Below are 15,602 nucleotides of genomic sequence, written 5' to 3' on the forward strand. Positions count from 1 at the left end.
AGTGGACCGCCCCCATCGGCGGTGCCCTGAGTGTGACAGCGAGCGTTCTTGGCTGCAAGAGTTGAACGCAAGGACCGCGCTCCGTGACGAAACCGTTATCTACCGGGTTCGGGTGACGTCCACGGCCTCGATCGCCAGGGCCAGCGCGCCGGTCACCGAGGCCTTCTCGCCGAGCTGCCCCTGCACCACGTCCGGCGTGCCGTCGACGTCGACGATCAACGACGACTCGAGGGCGTGCCGCATCGGGCCGAGCAGGAGCTCCCCGGCGCGCGCGAACTCGCCCGTCACCACGACCCGCTCGGGGTCGAGGACGTTGCAGAGCCCCACCGCCGCCGAACCGATCGCCCGCCCGGCGTCGGCCACGGCGCGCATGCAGACCTGGTCGCCGCCCATGGCCCGCAGGATCAGGTCCGCCAGCTTCAGCGTGCCGACCTCGTCGCGGACGCCCTCGAGCACCGCGGCTGCTCCGGCGATCGCCTCGAGGCAACCCCGGTTGCCGCACCGGCACAGGGGGCCGTTCGGCAGGACGGGCGTGTGCCCGAACTCGCCGGCGATGCCGTGGTGCCCGCGGAACAGGTGCCCGCCGAGGACGAGTCCGGCGCCGATGCCGTTGCCGACGTCGAGCGTCACCACGGTGTCGCGGCCGCGTGCCGCCCCGCTGCGGTGTTCGGCGAGGGCGGCGAGGTTGGCCGAGTTGTCGACCTGCACGGGCTTGTCCATCCGCCGGGCGAGCGACTGGCCGAGCGCGATGCCGTCCCAACCCCGCAGGATCCCCCCGCGCGCCGTCATCCCGGTGCGGGCGTCGATCGGGGCGGCCACGGCGAGCCCGACGGCGAGCACCTCGTCCATCGACGACTCGATGGACTCCACCATGTCCAGCACGAGCAGCGCGGTCTTGTCGAGTTCGGCGTCGGCACGGTGGTCACGGGCCAGGGGCATGTGCCGCTCGGCCAGCACGGCGCCGTTCAGGTCCGACAACGCCAGCCGCAGGTGCCGCGGCGAGACGTGCACCCCGGCGACCAGCCCGAGGCCGTGCGGCAGGGTCACGCGGAGCGCCCGCCGACCGCTCGAGGTGCTCGGTGTCGCGTGCAGGGCACCGGTCGCGACCAGTTCCTTGACGATGTTCGAGACGGTCGCGGGGGAGAGCCCGGTCACCCCGGCGAGCTCGACCTGCGTCAGGCCGCCGTGTCGCTTCACTGCGCTGACGACCCGACCCCGGTTGGCTTCACGCAGTGAAGCTTGGTTCCCCGGACTGCGGCGCGGCTCTGACACGGGGACAGCGTAACGGGCGGGTCCGGAACGCTCGCCGTGACGGACTGGAGGCACGGCGCCAGCTGGCACCGTGCCTCCCGTCCGTGGGTGGTCGCGTCCAGGGCCCGGAGTCGCCGTCCGGCGGTCGACCGTCAGCGAAGTCGCGCCACCGGAGCGCGGCGAGCGCGGAGCAGCACTGCCGCGCTCGCGGCCGCGGCCAGCAGCACGAGAACCCACCCCGCCGTGGCGACCGCGCCGGCGGGGTGGACGACCGACTGTCCGACCGCGGCCTGCACCGTGAGGAGCACGGTGCCCGCTGCCCACGCGACGGCGACGACCGCGACGATGCGCACCTGCGCGGTCCGCTGTGCCAGCCACGGTAGGTCCCGACCCGCGGCTGCGACGAGGAGCGCCACGAGCGGGAGCACCTGCAGTGCGTGCATACCGACGAAGTGGGCGACCCGGTAGTCGCCGCCGACGGTGCTCCACCCGAGCAGTGGCACCCCGGGTCCGCCGTCCGCGATCCCGACCGTGTGAGCGCCGACGATCCCGTCCGGAGCGGTGAGCTGGGTGGGGGTCGGGCCGGTCATGAGGAAGGCGACCCCGATGCCGCCGAGTGCGATGACGGCACCGGCACGGACGGCGACCGTCAGCGCGGGGGTGGGGAGGCGCAGGAAGAACAGCGCGATCGACGTGACGAAGGTGCAGAGGTACAGCGTCGTGATCGCCGTCGCCATCACGGCCCACACGACGACGTGCACGCTGTTCGAGACGTTGAAGTGACTCGTGGTGCCGGTCGCGGCGGCCCACACGATGAGCACCTGTTCGACCACCAGGGCGACGGCGACCACGGTGCCGAGCCGACGAGCCAGTGTCTGCCACCTCGGCAGGAGGGCTATGAGCCACGCCCAGGTCACGGCGTAGAGCAGGATCGACAGCGAGAACTTCAGGGGCTTCATCCACGCCGGCGCTCCCAGGATGGTCCGGGGATCCACGACGAGTCCGACGAGGCAGACGGCGGTGGACGCGAGCATCAGGCCGGCCACGGCCATGAGTGCCGGGTGCCAGGCCACTGCTCGGCGAACCGCGGCGATCCGGCGGGTTGCGATCACGCGCCGGCCTCGTCCGTGTCGACAACGGGGAACAGGTCGTGGGTGGCGTCCTGCTGCGCGAGGCGCCGGAGTCCCGCGAAGAGCGGATCGCCGAGGACTGTCCCGATCACCATCAGCTCTGCCATCGCGGTCCGGCCGTCGCGGTCCTGCAGCGCGGCGACGTCGGCACGTGCCGCGCTCGCCGCTGCCGACACGTAGGCGTCGAGGTAGTCGTCCGGAGCGTCGAACCCGATGGTGCGCAGCCCGTCGAGCGCCCGGGCCGCGGTCTCGAGTCCCGGGTTGTCCGAGGTGGCGCACCAGCGGGCGGCCGACACCCGTTCCTCGATCCGGGCACGGGCCTCCGGGGTCGCCTCGGACTCGGGGGAGCGCGGGGTGGTCATGGCGTACTGGGCGACGGCGAAGACCTCGGCCAGCGGTGCGGTCTCGGCGTCGAGCACGGCCAGGACCTGCTTCGTCACGGCGACCGAGAGCCCGCCGGTCTCCAGGAGCGCCCGGACGAGCCGGACCCGTTCGACGTGCCGGTGGTCGTAGGCGGTCTGGTTCGGCGCCGACTTCTCGCCGGGGGGCAGGAGGCCTTCGCGTTGGTAGTACTTGACGGCGGTGACCGGTGTGGACGCAGCTCGGGCAAGTTCAGATATTCGCACTTTCGGAGAGTAGCGATATCTACTCTCTGTCCACAAGGCATCAGCGCAGGTTCCGGAAGGTCGCACGGACGTCGTTGACGAGCAGCTCCGGCTGTTCGAGCATCGCGAAGTGCCCGCCGCGCGCCACCTCGTTGAAGAACACCAGGTCGGTGTACCGGCGCGCTGCCCAGCGGCGCGACCGGCGGACGTACTCGCCCGGCATGATGCTCAGGCCGACGGGCAGGGTCAGTGGCTCCTCGACGGTGCCCGGGGTGGCCCAGCCGGTCCGGGTCGCCTCCCAGTAGGTCCGCGCCGAGGAGGCGGCGGTGTTCGGCAACCAGTACAGCATGACGTCGTCGAGGATCTCGTCGAGCGGGAAGAGCCGCTCGGCATCGCCGTGTTCGTCGTGCGAGCCGCCGACGTCCTGGAACATCGCGTAGATCCACGACGCCAGCCCGACGGGGGAGTCCGCCAACGAGTACCCGATGGTCTGTGGGCGGGTCGACATCTGCTGCGAGTAGGCCGACAGGTCCCGCCAGTAGTGGCCGCTCTCCTGCAGCATGACCTGCTCGTCGGGGGAGGCGTTCCGCACCTCGTCGTCCGTCGGCATGAACGGCGCCATGTTGAGGTGGATCCCGGCGAGTCCGATGTCCCCGGCGGCCTGCAGGGCTGCGAGCTCCGCGGTGACGGTGGCACCGAGGTCACCGCCCTGGGCGAACCAGTCCGCGTACCCGAGCCGGGACATCAGCACCGACCAGGCCCTCGCGGTCCGGGCGGTGTTCCACCCGGTCGTCGTCGGCTTCCCGGAGAAGCCGAACCCGGGCAGGCTCGGGATCACGACGTGGAACGCGTCCGCCGCGTCGCCGCCGTGCGCCACCGGGTCGGTGAGCGGACCGATCGCGTGGCGGAACTCCAGGACGGAACCGGGCCAGCCGTGGGTGAGCAGCAGCGGGCGGGCACCGGGGACGGCGGACCGGACGTGCAGGAAGTGGACCTCGAGCCCGTCGATCCGGGTCGTGTGCTGGCCCCAGCCGTTCAGCAGCGCCTCGGTCCGGCGCCAGTCGTACTCCGTCGTCCAGTGTTCGACGAGGGCGCGGACCTTCTCGAGTCGGGGTCCTTGCGAGGTGTCCTCGACGGTCTCGGCATCGGGCCAGCGGGTGGCCCGCAGACGGCGGCGCAGGTCGTCGAGCTCCACCTGGGGGACGTCGAGGGTGAGCGGGGTGATGGTTGCGGTGTCCGACATGGGGTCCTCGGCTGCTCGGCGTCCTGGCGGCTGTCCGTCTTGATCGCAGATGATCTTTGCACAAGACGATCTTGTTCCGGTACGGTCGCCGGTATGGACAGTCCGACGCCGACCGATGCGCTCCCCGAGATCGACTGGGGTGCCGAGGGCATCGAATCCGAACTCGGGTGGGCACTGCCGCTGGCGTTCCAGGGCTTCACGCGGCTGGGCAGCGAGGCGGTGGCCGACGTCCCCGGCGGTCCCCGCGGGTACCAGGTGCTCGTCGCCATCACCACCGAGGAAGCGTCGTCGCAGCTCGGCCTCGCGCAGCGCCTCGGGATCGACAAGACGCAGATGACCTACATCGTCGACGCACTCGAGGCGGGCGGGTTCGTCGAGCGTCGCCCGGCCCCGACGGACCGGCGGGTGCGGCAGGTCCACCCCACCGACGCCGGGCGTGCCCTGCTCGCCCGGGCACGTTCGGCCCTGCGTGAGGCGGAGGGCGTGCTCATGCGGCACCTCGACGACGACGAGCGGACGACGATGCGCCGGCTGCTGGCCCGGGTCGCGCTGACGGCCGGCACCACCACCCCCGGGCCGTCCACTGCCGATCCCACGTTCCACCACCCCCTCGCCGTCCCGGAACGATCCCGGCGGCACACCACGACGACCTCGTCGACCCCCACAGAGTGAGGCTCCGCCCATGACCACCACCATCCTCGTCGCCGGCGCCACCGGCGACCTCGGGCACCGCATCGTCCGCGAGCTCACCCAGCACGACGTGCGGGTCCGGGTCCTCACCCGGCCCGGCAGCAGGACCGCCGGAGAGCGCTTCGGCGACGACGCCCGTGTCGACGTCGTCGCCGCCGAGTACGGCGACCACGACGCCCTCACCCGGGCCGTCAGCGGCTCCGACGTCGTGGTCTCCGCCGTGAGCGGGACACGTCCGGTGATCGTCGACGCCCAGCGCGCGCTGCTCGCGGCGACCGTGGCGGCGGGCGTCCGGCGGTTCATCCCGTCCGACTACTCGGCCGACTACCGGCGGATCACACCCGGCACCAACCGCAACTTCGAGCTGCGGCGCGAGTTCGCCGGTGACCTCGACGCGGCCCCGGTGCAGGCGACGTCGATCCTGACCGGCATGTTCACCGACCTGCTGACCGGCGATGCCCCGATGATCCTGTTCGGCCGCCGGCTCGTGCTGTTCTGGTCGTCGGCGGACCAGGTGCTCGACTTCACCACGAAGGACGACGTCGCCCGGGTCACGGCCCTCGCCGCCCTGGACGACGATGCTCCGCGCGTGATCGAGATGGCGGGCGACCAGGTCACCGCACGCGACGTCGCACGCGCCATGAGCGAGCTGACGGGGGAGCGCTTCCGGCTGCAGTGGGCCGGCACCACCGGGACCCTGTCCGCGATGAGCGCTGTCGGCAGGCGCCTGTCGAAGGACCCCGACGAGACGTTCCCGGCATGGCAGGGGATGCAGTACTTCGTGAGCATGTTCAGCGGGCAGGCGCAGCTGCACCACGTCGACAACGACCGCTACGGCTTGCAGTCGTGGACGAGCGTCCGTGACGTGCTCCGCGCGCACCTCAGTGGGCAGGGCCACCCGGCGACGGACTGACGGGCGCGGTGTGCGGTCGTCGGCGGCTGAGCAGGAACGTGAGCCCGACGACGACGACCGGCACCAGCGCGAGCGCGGCGAGCCAAGCGAGGACGTCCCACTCGGGCGAGAGCGGCACGCCGAACGCGCTCGACGAGGTCCGCCAGACCTGGTCGCCGGGCCCCTCGTGCTCGTCGGCCCCGGTGACCGGGAACAGCAGCGCCGTCACCAACGCCCATCCCACCAGCACCACGACGGCGATCATCGTCCACGGCCGCGGAGTGGAAGACGGGGACATCTGCGTCACCGGACCGAGGCACGCGAGCGCTCGGCCCGGGCACCCCACCAAGTCGCCACCACGGCGACGGCCCCCAGGGCGAGCCCGACGACGCCGGCGAGCAAGCACACGGGCATGATGATGCCGAGCCCGATGTTCGCGCCGCCGCCCTCGGGGCCGGAGAACGCGTCGTACAGCAGGGCGCCGACGCCGAGGAACCCCACGGCGAGCATCGCGGTACTGATCCAGTGGAGCGTCCGGGCTGTGGTCATGGTCGTCATTCCCCTCGGTCGTGCGGTTGGGGAATCCTCGCACGCCCGTTCCGCCGCACATTCCCGGAGCGGCATCAGTCGATCGGCACTCGGCCAGACCGGGCCGCCCCGACGATCTGCCACACGCAGACCGCGAGCACGACGGCGCCGGTGACGCCGGCGATCCACGTGCCGGCGACGCCGATCATCGGCGTGGTCGTGCACGAGCTCGTGCCCGCTCCGGGGGCGGCGTCGCGACAGGTGGTCGTCTGGACCAGCAGCAACATCGACACGGTCACGACGACGACCGCGGCGACCGTGGCCCACCCCACCACTCGCTCCACCGTGCGCTCCGTCCTGCCTGCCATCGGTGGGTCCACGATGCCGCACGCCGGCCCGGACCGGTGTCTCGATCCTGCAACGACCCGACCCAGCCGATCGGCGGACTGGAGGCCCGGTGCCAGCCGGCACCGGGCCTCCAGTCCGTCAGCCGGTCGCGGCGACCGCATCGCTCACGCCACGACGGCAGCCGGCGTCACCGGTGCGGCGATCGCCGCGACGTCCCGTCGCCGCGCGGCGCCGGTCCGCACCCGGTGTGCCACCGACAGGGCCGCGGCTGCGGCGAGGATCCACGCACCCAGCGTGAGGAGCGCGCCGGTCGCGCCCGCCCCGTCGAAGTAGCTGAACCCGGTGACGGCGCCGAACGCGGCACCCGGCGGGAGGGCCTGTCCGACGGTGGCGAGCACGGGCGGCAGCAGGTGCGTGCTGATCGTCGCACCGCTCGTCGCGTTGCCGAGGGTGGTGAAGAGGAGCGTCGAGACGATCACGCCCATCGGTCCGACGATCGAGGTGATCGCCGTCGTGGACAGCGAGACGGCGACGGCGAGGAGCGAGAGCACCACGACCACGGCGCCGGTCGATGCGGGGACGGCGCCGTCGATCGGTCCGGCGATGACGGCGACCACCGCGGCCGCGGCCAGGCTCCCGACCACCGTGACGACGATCCGGGTGCGCAGTCGGGCGAGGGTGCCGAGGGAGTTCATGACCTGCGCCAGGATGAACGCCGCCAGGGTCGTGCCGAAGACCAGGTAGAACCCCGCGATGCCCTGGGCGTCGTTCGTCGCGAGCGGGACGAGGTCCTGTGTGCGGGTGACCGAGGCGCCGGCGCCGGCCGCGACCCCGGAGAGCATCGTGGTCGCGGCGGTCGTCGCGCTCCGTCCCTCGGCGCCCGCCGTGTACAGGGTCCAGTCGTCGGAGCCGTTGCCGGGGACGAGGGCTGCGACGGCGTCACGGGACCGGACGAGGTCGCGTGCGTCGGACGGGGACCCGGCGGTGCGGACGTCGGCGCGGTCGCCGAGCGCGCCCGCTGCCGCATCGGCGACCTGCGAGCCGACGACGGCGACGGGCAGGTGGTGCGGGGAAGGGGCCTTCTGCAGTCCGATGTACAGGCCGGCGAACGCTCCGGCGACGGTCATCGCGACGAGGACCTGGGTGATGAGGACGGGCAGGATCCGGCGGACCGGCGGGAAGCCGTCGGACTTCGAGGCGTTGTTAGTAATCGATTCATTACTCATGGCATCGGATGATACCCTCACCGCATGACGACAGCAAGGGGTCCGGTTCCCAAGAGTGCCGAGCGCATGGCCGGCAGCCAGCGGCGCGAAGCCACGCTCACCGCGGCGGCCGCCGTCTTCGCCCGCGAGGGCTACCACGGCGCGACCACGGAGCGCATCGCGAAGGCCGCGGGGATCAGTCAGCCGTACGTCGTCCGCATGTTCGGCTCGAAGGAGAACCTGTTCCTCGCCGTCGTCGACGGGTGCCTCGAAGCCGTGCTCGACGCGTTCCGGGCGGCGCTCGACGACGGGCAGCCGGGCACCGTCGCGTCGCGGCTCGGCTCTGCCTACCGTGCGCTCGCGACCGAGGACGGCGTGCACCTCATCGTCATGCAGTCGTACATGCTCGGTGCCGACCCCGTCGTCGGACCGGTCGCCCGTGACGGCTTCACCCGGATCCTGCACTTCCTGGTCGAGGAGGCCGGGCTGTCGGAGTCCGCGGCGGAGTCGTTCCTTGCCAAGGGGATGCTGATCAACACGCTGCTCGGCATGCGGCTGGGGGACCAGGACGACCCGCTCGCGCAGCGGTTCACGCAGACGGTGTTCGGCCCGGACCCAGCAGGACCCGGGCCGGCCGACCGCTGACGAGCGCCGTCGTCAGGCGATGCGCTCGACCCGGTCGACGAGCTCCCTGACGGCGTCCGTCGCGCTCGGGCGCTGTGCGGTCTCCTCGCCGAGTCGCCGTGCCGCGGCGAAGTGGCTGCGTTCCGCGAGCATCCGGTGCACCGCCGGACCGACCGCCGACGGCTCGTCGACCACGACCGCGACACCGGCCTCGGCGGCACGGGTCGCGTTGATGAACTGGTCCGCGCCCTGCGGGAGCAGCACCATCGGCACGCCCACGCTGGCCGCGGCGAGCACCGTGCCGGCACCGGCCGCGGCGACGACCAGGTCCACGCCCTCGAGCAGCTCGCGCATCGGGCGGAACGGCAGGAAGTGCACGTGCTCGGTGTCGTCGAGGCGTTCGCCGATGACGCCGACGGTCGCCACCACGTCGACCTCGTCGGGGTGGAACCCGTCGAGGATCGCCGTCAGCAGCGTCGCGTCGCCGAAGACCGTGCCGAGGGTGACGAGCACCCGCGGTCGCCACTCGCTCGCCGGGAACGGTGCGAGCGGCTGTTCGGCGGCGACGTCGGGCCGGCTGTGCGGCTCGGAGCGGAACGGGATCGTGACGGGCGGCTGCGTCCACCCGGGTGCCTGCAGCGACACCGGCGTCGGGTCGAGCAGGGCCACCGGCGGTGTCGGCACGACCCCGCGCTGCTCGTAGCGGGGGAGCACGAGTTCAGCCATCGGGCGGCGGAACTCCTCGGGGACCTCGGGGCCGAAGGCGACGATCGCGTACGGCACGCCGAGCTCCGCGGCGACGAGCGGTCCGACCAGGTCGACGGCGTCCGCGACGACCACGTCGGGTTCCCACCCGCGCGCTGCCCGCAGGGCGTCGTCGACGGTCAGGTCGACGCGTGTGCCGGCGAAGAACTCGGCGACGGCCGCCGGTTCGGGGCGGTTCGCGGGGTCGCTGCCGGGGATGCGCCGGGCCACCTCGGCGAACAGGTCGGGAGGCATGGGTCCGGCCGCCAGGACCGGCACCGTGGGCAGTTCGGTCGACATGGGCTCGCGCATCCCACCACTGGTGAGCAGGGCGACGTCGTGTCCGGCCGCCTGCGCGGCACGGGCGAGCGGGACGAGGGGCAGGAGGTGTCCGAGTGCGGGCACGCCGGAGAAGAGGATGCGCAAGAGGGGGGTCTTCCTGGTTCGGGGTCAGTCGGCGGCGAGGACGAGCGGGATGCTGCGTCGGCGTCCGGTGACGAGGGGGATCGTGCCGGCGGCCACCATGAGCACGAGGCTCACGAGGGCGGCCGGGAGCGCGGCCTGCAGGCCCAGCTGGGGCTGCGTGCCGGGGACGGTGACCGCGAGCGCGACGGCTTGTCCGCAGGCGGTGAGCACGAGGACCGCGGCGGCCACGAGGACCGCGGTGCCGACGAGGATGACGGACTCCCAGGCGGCACGGGCGAGCACGGTGGCGCGGGACCCGCCGGCGGCCTCGACCAGCGCGGCCTCCTGCTCGCGGGTGCGTCCGGCCATCAGGACAGTGGCGGCCGCGCCGAAGAGCGACACGAGCAGCGGCCCGCCGAGCATGAGCAGGACGCTCTGCACGTCGAGTCCACCACCCGACGACCCCGTGGTCCGTTGCACGGCGTCACCCAGGGTGTCGAAGCCGGCGAAGAGGCTGCCGGGCAGGGCGATCGTGATGACGAGCGCGCTCACCGTGGCGCTGCTCCGGTCGACGGAGAACGCGGCGGCGTTGCGGGCGAGGAACCACGATGCCGATCGGTGCGCGGGCAGCACCGACGTCCAGGCCCGGAGGGCGGCCGGGAACACCACGGGGCCGATCGCGGTGCAGGCGGCCGTCAGGAGCGGCCCGATGAGCAGCACCTGCCCACCGGTCCGGACGCCGGCGTCGACGATCGAGCTGGTCAGCAGCGCGGCGAGCAGCAGCGCCACGGCACCCGCGGCCCACCGGGTCCACGTGGTCCGTGTGCGGACGGACTCGGGCTCCCGCAGGACCTCGATCGGGCGGACGAGGCCGGCTCGGCGCGACGGTCGGAGGCTGCTCAGGACGACCACGATCGTCACGGCGAGCACGACCGCGACGGCGCTGGTCGGACCGAACCGTTCGTCGAGACCCCGGAGCCCGTCGGACTGCGACAACCCGAAGTGCAGGAACGCCGGCACGAACGGGGCCACGACGAGGCAGCCGATCGTGCTGCCGACCAGCCCCACGACCGCGAGCTGCAGCCGGACGACCACCGTCACCGTGCGGGACGGCACCCCCCACCAGCTGCCAGAGCGCGTAACCGCGACGCTGCAGGTCGATCGTCAGGCGGGTGACGCTGCCGAGGACCACGGTGACGGCGACGATCGTCAGCACGACGACGAGCGACGCGAGCGTGGCGAGGCCCCCGGCTCGGAGCAGGTCCGTCGGTCTGCCGGACCCGATGATCGCGAAGCCGGTCTCGAGCATCCCGGCGGCGATGGCGGCGGCCGCTGCGGTGGCCGCGCTGACGACGAGGGCGCCGATCCAGATGCCGGCGTTCTGCCGGAGGTCGCTCAGGACGAGTCGGAGCACGTCAGGCCTCCTGCGCGGCGGCGGTCAGGGCCTCGAGGACCTGGGCGGCGTCCGGGTGCGCCAGCTCACGGTGCACGGTGCCGTCGCGCAGGACGAGCACACGGTCGGCACGCGCAGCCGCTTCGAGGTCGTGCGTGACCATCACCACCGAGCGGGCACCGTCGGCCACCCGGCGCAGCAGGTCGAGGACCGCGTCACCGGCGGTGGTGTCGAGGGCGCCGGTCGGCTCGTCGGCGAACACGACGTGCGGTTCGGACGCCAGGACGCGTGCGATCGCGACCCGCTGCTGCTGCCCGCCGGACAGCGCGCCCGGTCGGTGGTCCCCGCGGTCGGCGAGTCCGACCGAGGCGAGCGCGGCGTCGACCTGGGCCGCGGAGACCGGCCGGTGGGCGAGGCTGGCGGGCAGCGCGATGTTCTGCCGCGCGGTCAGCGACGGGATGAGGTTGAACGACTGGAACACGAAGCCGACCGTCGAACGACGGAGCGCCTGCAGTTGCTTCGGCCGGAGGGTCTCGAGGCGTTGCCCGGCGATCGACACCGATCCGCTGTCGTAGGGCTCGAGGGCGGACAGGCAGTACAGCAGCGTCGACTTGCCGGAGCCGCTGGGGCCGACGACGGCGACGAACTCGCCCGGCAGCACGGACAGCGAGACGCCCCGGAGCACCGGGACCCTCGACGGTTCCGGCCCGGGGAACGACTTCGTCAGGTCGTGTGCCTGCAGGAGGGGTGCGGTCATGGTGTCAGTCCATCTCGTTCTCGGCGGCCGGTCACTGGTGCGGGCAAGAGGGTCGTGGTGGAGCCAGCTCCACCACGGCAGGGTCAGACGTCCGTCGCGGGGGCGGCCGACCGCAGGATGCCGAGGACCCGCGCGTACCGACGCTCCTGGTAGCCCCGTGCACACCGGCGAGCAGGACGGCCGTGACCACCCCGGCGGCCAGTGACCCGGACGGCACCCACGTGCTCGCGGTCAGCAGGGCCGCCCCGGCGCCGGCGACGATGCAGTTCACGACCGCGATCGCGCTCGACAGCGTGAAGAACACCCCACGCCAGGACAGCCGGAGCCCGATGTTGAGCAGCTCGTTCGGCGCGATCCGGTCCTCGGGCACCGGGAAGTACCGCGGGGCGCCCGGCAGAATCGTGCCGTACCAGCGGCGGATCCGCTGCATCGCGGCGAGGGCGACCACGTCCTCCAACGAGGTCTGGACGAGTCGCTCGTAGGTGAAGACGCCGAGCAGCACAACGACCGGGATCACCACGGCGAGGTAGCCCGTGGCGAAGTCGGTGTCGGCCAGGAACCCGAACGCCACCAGGGCACTCGACAGCGTCGTCAGGTAGATCGCGGCCCGGGTCGACGACTCCGAGACGGTGATGCCGCGCGCGGTCTGGAGCACGAAGTGCTCGGTGACGAGCGCCGTGAAGAACGCGCTCGGCGCGTCCGGCAGCCGCGCGGCCGCGTGGTCGGCGTCACCGCCGGTGTCGTCGGCCGTGCCGCTCGCCGTGTCGTCGGCGGAGCCTTCCGGCATGGGCGCCTCCCGGTGGTCGTCGTGGTCGCGACCCGCTGCCGGGTCGCCGCCACGAGGCTCGCAGCTGGTCCACCGACGGTGCATCCGTTGCGTGACGTAACCCGTGCCTCCAGGCCGTCGACCGGTGCGTCAGTCCGTCGGACCGGACGCTGCCAGCGCGGCCGCCAGCTCGGTTCGACTCGTCACGCCGAGCTTCGGGAACACCTTGTACAGGTGTGTGCTGACGGTGCGGTGCGACAGGTAGATGCGGTCTGCGATCTCGCGGTTCGTCATGCCGGCGGCGGCGAGCCGCGCGATCTGCAGCTCCTGGGGCGTGAGCTGTTCGCGCGTCGGCGCCGTCGTGCTGCCGGCCCGCTCCGGGGCCTCGCCGGCTGCGCGGAGTTCCGCCGCGGCGCGAGCGGCGAAGCCCGCGGTGCCGGCGGCGTCGAACGCGTGGAGCGCCTCGCGCAGGTGCAGCCGTGCCTCGACCACACGGCGCTCGCGGCGGAGCCACTCGCCGAACAGCAGCTGGGTCCTCGCCAGTTCGACGGGGGCGTCGGCGAGGCGGCCGACCTCGATCGCGCGGGCGTAGAGGGGCTCCGGGTCCGCGCCGTCCGTGCCCGTTCCCGCCGCGTCCGTGCCCTCGGCGAGCAGCGCCCGGCTCCGGACGACGAGTGCGGTCAGGTGCGCGGACCCGGTGGTGCGGGCGACCGCCTCGGCCTCGGCGAGGTTCTCGACGACCGACTCGGGTCGACCACCCCGGACCGCGGCCTCGGTGCGGTCGGCGATCGCCCACAGCGACCGGGTCGCGTGGACGGTCATGTGCGTGAACTCGATCTGGGCGTCCCGGTGGCGCCGCTGACCGAGGGCGACGAGTCCCGCTGCCCACCGCGCGTCGGCGCTGGCGAGGGCGAGCCGCCCGCCGTGCGCGAACTCCGAGCCCTCGCGCAGCGCGGCCAGCGCGGCCTCGTCGTCGCCGAGCAGGGCGTGGCCCCGGGCGAGCGTGGCGTAGGCCATCCCGGCGATGAGCGGGAGCTGCACGTCGCGGGCGATGCGGACGGCGTACTCGGCGTCGGCCAGGCCGTCCCGCACCCGCCCGCGCAGCATGAGCACCGTCGCCCGGCCCCGGAGCGCCTGGGTCTCGTCGGCGACGGCGCCGAGCTGGTGGGCGCGCTCGTACGCCAGCTCCCAGCACGTCAGCGCGGTCTCGAGGTCCTGCTGGGACTCGGCGGCGATCGCGAGGGACGCCATCGCGAGCGGCTGCTCGGTGAGCTGCGGCACCAGGTGTGCGAGTTCGGTGCGCAGGTGGTGGGCGGAGCCGAGCGGCGCGAGCACGGCGAGGGCCACCGGCTTCAGCGGGCTCGCCGACCGCACCGAGAGCAGTGCCGCCTCGATGTCCTGCCACTCCGACCGCGGCAGGTTGCGGCCGCGGGCGTTGAGGGCGGCCGCCCAGAGCACCCGAACGAGCCGGTCCGCGTGCTCCGGGCCGGCGAGCACGGGCCGGATCCGGCGGAGTTCGATGCGCGGTCGGCCGGCAGCACCCGTGGTCAGGCTCAGCACCGTCTGCGTGACGGCGGTCTCGGTGACGGTCTCGGGGTCGGCAGCGAGGGAGTCGACCTGCTCCAGGAGCTCGATCGCCTCGGCCGTCATGCCGGCGGCCCGAGCGGTCTCGGCGGCGCGGCCCAGCCGACGTGCCCGGCCGGTGACGCCCTGCGACAGGGTGGCCGCACGCTCGTAGGCACGGACCGCCTCGGGGCGGGCACCCCGCTGTGCCGCGCGGTCGGCGGCGGCCTCGAGGTCGGCGGCGACGGACTCGTCCCGCTCGAACGTCGCCGAGGCCCGGTGCCAGGCGGCGCGCATGCCGTCGGCGACCACCGACGCGAGTGCTCGGTGCGCCGCGGACCGTGCGGCGGCCGAGGCGTTGCCGATCACCGCCGAGCGCAGGAGCGGGTGGCGGAAGCGCAGGGAGACGAGGTCGGTGCGGAGGAGCCCGAGTTCCTCGAGCGGTTCGAGGTCGTCGACCCCGAGGTCCATCGTCCGGGCCGCCGCCATGACGTCCTGCAGGCCTGCGTCGTCGGCCGCCGCGGCGAGCAGCAGGAACGAGCGGCTGCCGGACGGGACGGCGGCGACCTGCTCGAGGAACGCCTGCTCGAGCCGCCGCGTGGTGGGGAGCCGGGACGCGATGGTGGCCGGGCCGCCCGTGGCCCAGGTGACGGGGAGTTCGTGCAGGGCGAGTGGGTTGCCGCCGGCCTCGGCCAGCACCCGTCGGCGGACCGAGGCGGACAGGGTGCCGGCGTGTGCGTCGAGCAGGGCCTCGGCGGCGTCGTCGGGGAGCGGCCCGAGCTCGAACCGCGTGAAGCTGCACGGGGGGACGGCGTTCGGGGCGTGTCCGGTCCGGGCCGCCGCGATGACGACGACCGGGGCGTTCGAGAGCCTGCGCCCCACGAAGTCGAGCACCTCGGTGGTGGACCGGTCGAGCCACTGCAGGTCCTCGGCGCGGACGAACACCGGCCGGTGCGACGCGGCCTCCTCGAGCAGCCCGAGCGTCGCGGTGCTCACCAGGAGACGGTCCGGACTCGGGCCGTCCTCGACCGCGAGGGCCGTGAGCAGTGCGGTCCGCTGCCGGGGTGGCAGGGCCGACGCGAAGGGCAGCAGCGGGTGGAGCAGCTCGTGCAGGCCGTCGAAGCCCACGCTGTTCGCGCCCTGGATGCCGGTGCAGGTCAGCACGCGGAAGCCCGCTCGACGCGCGTGCCGTTCGACGGCGGCGAGCAGGGTCGTCTTGCCGATGCCCGCCTCGCCCTCGACGAGGACCGCGGCGCCGCGCTCGGCTGTTCCGTCCGCCGCCGCCGCGGCATCGTCGAGCATGCGCGTGAGGGCTGCGAGTTCGTCTGCGCGGCCGAACAGTGCACGGTCGTGGACCGGCGGTGACACAGCTCGTTCGGCGTCCACACGCTGCCCTTCGCTCATTTAGGTGATCTTTCACCCAAATTACGTCGTACTGGCACGCGAGGGCAAGCGCGG

The 15,602-nt window shown here is 73.3% G+C and carries 16 protein-coding genes; 3 read left to right on the forward strand and 13 right to left on the reverse strand.

Features of this window, described 5'->3' with window-relative positions; all coding sequences use genetic code 11:
* Positions 1-99: 99 nt before the first annotated feature.
* From DEJ30_RS05100 to DEJ30_RS05115, 4 genes are all read right to left on the reverse strand, one after another.
* Positions 100-1,197, reverse strand: a complete 1,098-nt coding sequence (locus DEJ30_RS05100; RefSeq protein ID WP_258369824.1) for an ROK family transcriptional regulator — start codon at positions 1,195-1,197, stop codon at positions 100-102.
* A 206-nt stretch (positions 1,198-1,403) separates the two neighbouring features.
* Positions 1,404-2,363: a hypothetical protein gene (locus tag DEJ30_RS05105; protein WP_181420010.1), complete on the reverse strand. Its 960-nt coding sequence runs from the start codon at positions 2,361-2,363 to the stop codon at positions 1,404-1,406.
* Positions 2,360-3,007, reverse strand: coding sequence for a MerR family transcriptional regulator (locus tag DEJ30_RS05110; protein WP_110859326.1), 648 nt, complete (start codon positions 3,005-3,007; stop codon positions 2,360-2,362). Before DEJ30_RS05110 ends, DEJ30_RS05105 begins: the two co-directional genes overlap by 4 nt.
* Positions 3,008-3,047: 40 nt before the next feature.
* Positions 3,048-4,229 (reverse strand): epoxide hydrolase family protein, encoded by a 1,182-nt coding sequence (locus tag DEJ30_RS05115; protein WP_110859327.1) that lies wholly within the window; start codon positions 4,227-4,229, stop codon positions 3,048-3,050.
* A 93-nt stretch (positions 4,230-4,322) separates the two neighbouring features.
* Between DEJ30_RS05115 and DEJ30_RS05120 the strand changes: the two genes are divergently transcribed.
* Together DEJ30_RS05120 and DEJ30_RS05125 are read left to right on the forward strand one after the other, a co-directional pair.
* Entirely contained in the window at positions 4,323-4,901 is a 579-nt protein-coding gene (locus tag DEJ30_RS05120; protein WP_110859328.1) for a MarR family winged helix-turn-helix transcriptional regulator, read from the forward strand.
* A 10-nt stretch (positions 4,902-4,911) separates the two neighbouring features.
* A complete protein-coding gene (locus DEJ30_RS05125) occupies positions 4,912-5,832 on the forward strand; it encodes an NmrA family NAD(P)-binding protein (protein ID WP_110859329.1) in 921 nt (306 codons plus the stop codon).
* Here the strand turns inward: DEJ30_RS05125 and DEJ30_RS05130 are convergent.
* From DEJ30_RS05130 to DEJ30_RS05145, 4 genes are all read right to left on the reverse strand, one after another.
* A complete protein-coding gene (locus tag DEJ30_RS05130) occupies positions 5,801-6,109 on the reverse strand; it encodes a hypothetical protein (protein WP_146238500.1) in 309 nt (102 codons plus the stop codon). The genes DEJ30_RS05125 and DEJ30_RS05130 overlap by 32 nt on opposite strands.
* A 5-nt stretch (positions 6,110-6,114) precedes the next feature.
* Positions 6,115-6,360, reverse strand: a complete 246-nt coding sequence (locus tag DEJ30_RS05135; protein WP_146238501.1) for a hypothetical protein — start codon at positions 6,358-6,360, stop codon at positions 6,115-6,117.
* Between the two features lie 74 nt (positions 6,361-6,434).
* Positions 6,435-6,707, reverse strand: a complete 273-nt coding sequence (locus tag DEJ30_RS05140; RefSeq protein WP_146238502.1) for a hypothetical protein — start codon at positions 6,705-6,707, stop codon at positions 6,435-6,437.
* A gap of 144 nt (positions 6,708-6,851) precedes the next feature.
* Positions 6,852-7,913 carry a hypothetical protein gene (locus tag DEJ30_RS05145; protein ID WP_146238503.1) on the reverse strand — a complete coding sequence of 354 codons (1,062 nt, stop codon included), beginning with the start codon at positions 7,911-7,913 and terminating at the stop codon, positions 6,852-6,854.
* A gap of 24 nt (positions 7,914-7,937) precedes the next feature.
* On the opposite strand from DEJ30_RS05145, the gene DEJ30_RS05150 reads away from it, so the two are divergent.
* Entirely contained in the window at positions 7,938-8,537 is a 600-nt protein-coding gene (locus DEJ30_RS05150) for a TetR/AcrR family transcriptional regulator (RefSeq protein WP_110859334.1), read from the forward strand.
* 12 nt (positions 8,538-8,549) lie between these two features.
* Here the strand turns inward: DEJ30_RS05150 and DEJ30_RS05155 are convergent, their stop codons facing one another.
* The 5 genes from DEJ30_RS05155 to DEJ30_RS05175 all read right to left on the reverse strand — a co-directional run bounded on the left by DEJ30_RS05155 (position 8,550) and on the right by DEJ30_RS05175 (position 15,548).
* The gene (locus tag DEJ30_RS05155; RefSeq protein ID WP_110859335.1) at positions 8,550-9,686 is read right to left on the reverse strand and encodes a glycosyltransferase; all 1,137 of its coding nucleotides are present in this window, start codon (positions 9,684-9,686) and stop codon (positions 8,550-8,552) included.
* A gap of 24 nt (positions 9,687-9,710) precedes the next feature.
* Positions 9,711-10,781, reverse strand: a complete 1,071-nt coding sequence (locus tag DEJ30_RS05160; RefSeq protein WP_110859336.1) for a hypothetical protein — start codon at positions 10,779-10,781, stop codon at positions 9,711-9,713.
* A 299-nt stretch (positions 10,782-11,080) separates the two neighbouring features.
* Positions 11,081-11,815 carry an ABC transporter ATP-binding protein gene (locus DEJ30_RS05165; protein WP_110859337.1) on the reverse strand — a complete coding sequence of 245 codons (735 nt, stop codon included), beginning with the start codon at positions 11,813-11,815 and terminating at the stop codon, positions 11,081-11,083.
* Between the two features lie 31 nt (positions 11,816-11,846).
* Positions 11,847-12,602: a hypothetical protein gene (locus tag DEJ30_RS05170; protein ID WP_110859338.1), complete on the reverse strand. Its 756-nt coding sequence runs from the start codon at positions 12,600-12,602 to the stop codon at positions 11,847-11,849.
* A gap of 129 nt (positions 12,603-12,731) precedes the next feature.
* On the reverse strand, positions 12,732-15,548 hold the full coding sequence (locus DEJ30_RS05175) for a LuxR C-terminal-related transcriptional regulator (protein ID WP_110859339.1): 2,817 nt from the start codon (positions 15,546-15,548) through the stop codon (positions 12,732-12,734).
* Between the last annotated feature and the right edge of the window lie 54 nt (positions 15,549-15,602).

It is taken from the genome of Curtobacterium sp. MCPF17_003, from assembly GCF_003224385.1.
Classification (GTDB): domain Bacteria; phylum Actinomycetota; class Actinomycetes; order Actinomycetales; family Microbacteriaceae; genus Curtobacterium; species Curtobacterium flaccumfaciens.

What these genes read in the sequence shown, in the direction of transcription:
- DEJ30_RS05115 (WP_110859327.1), bottom strand. Translation starts at nt 4,229, where the DNA reads ATGTCGGACACCGCAACCATCACCCCGCTCACCCTCGACGTCCCCCAG.
- DEJ30_RS05120 (WP_110859328.1), top strand. Translation starts at nt 4,323, where the DNA reads ATGGACAGTCCGACGCCGACCGATGCGCTCCCCGAGATCGACTGGGGT.
- DEJ30_RS05125 (WP_110859329.1), top strand. Translation starts at nt 4,912, where the DNA reads ATGACCACCACCATCCTCGTCGCCGGCGCCACCGGCGACCTCGGGCAC.
- DEJ30_RS05130 (WP_146238500.1), bottom strand. Translation starts at nt 6,109, where the DNA reads ATGTCCCCGTCTTCCACTCCGCGGCCGTGGACGATGATCGCCGTCGTG.
- DEJ30_RS05135 (WP_146238501.1), bottom strand. Translation starts at nt 6,360, where the DNA reads ATGACCACAGCCCGGACGCTCCACTGGATCAGTACCGCGATGCTCGCC.
- DEJ30_RS05140 (WP_146238502.1), bottom strand. Translation starts at nt 6,707, where the DNA reads ATGGCAGGCAGGACGGAGCGCACGGTGGAGCGAGTGGTGGGGTGGGCC.
- DEJ30_RS05145 (WP_146238503.1), bottom strand. Translation starts at nt 7,913, where the DNA reads ATGAGTAATGAATCGATTACTAACAACGCCTCGAAGTCCGACGGCTTC.
- DEJ30_RS05150 (WP_110859334.1), top strand. Translation starts at nt 7,938, where the DNA reads ATGACGACAGCAAGGGGTCCGGTTCCCAAGAGTGCCGAGCGCATGGCC.
- DEJ30_RS05165 (WP_110859337.1), bottom strand. Translation starts at nt 11,815, where the DNA reads ATGACCGCACCCCTCCTGCAGGCACACGACCTGACGAAGTCGTTCCCC.
- DEJ30_RS05170 (WP_110859338.1), bottom strand. Translation starts at nt 12,602, where the DNA reads ATGCCGGAAGGCTCCGCCGACGACACGGCGAGCGGCACGGCCGACGAC.
- DEJ30_RS05175 (WP_110859339.1), bottom strand. Translation starts at nt 15,548, where the DNA reads ATGAGCGAAGGGCAGCGTGTGGACGCCGAACGAGCTGTGTCACCGCCG.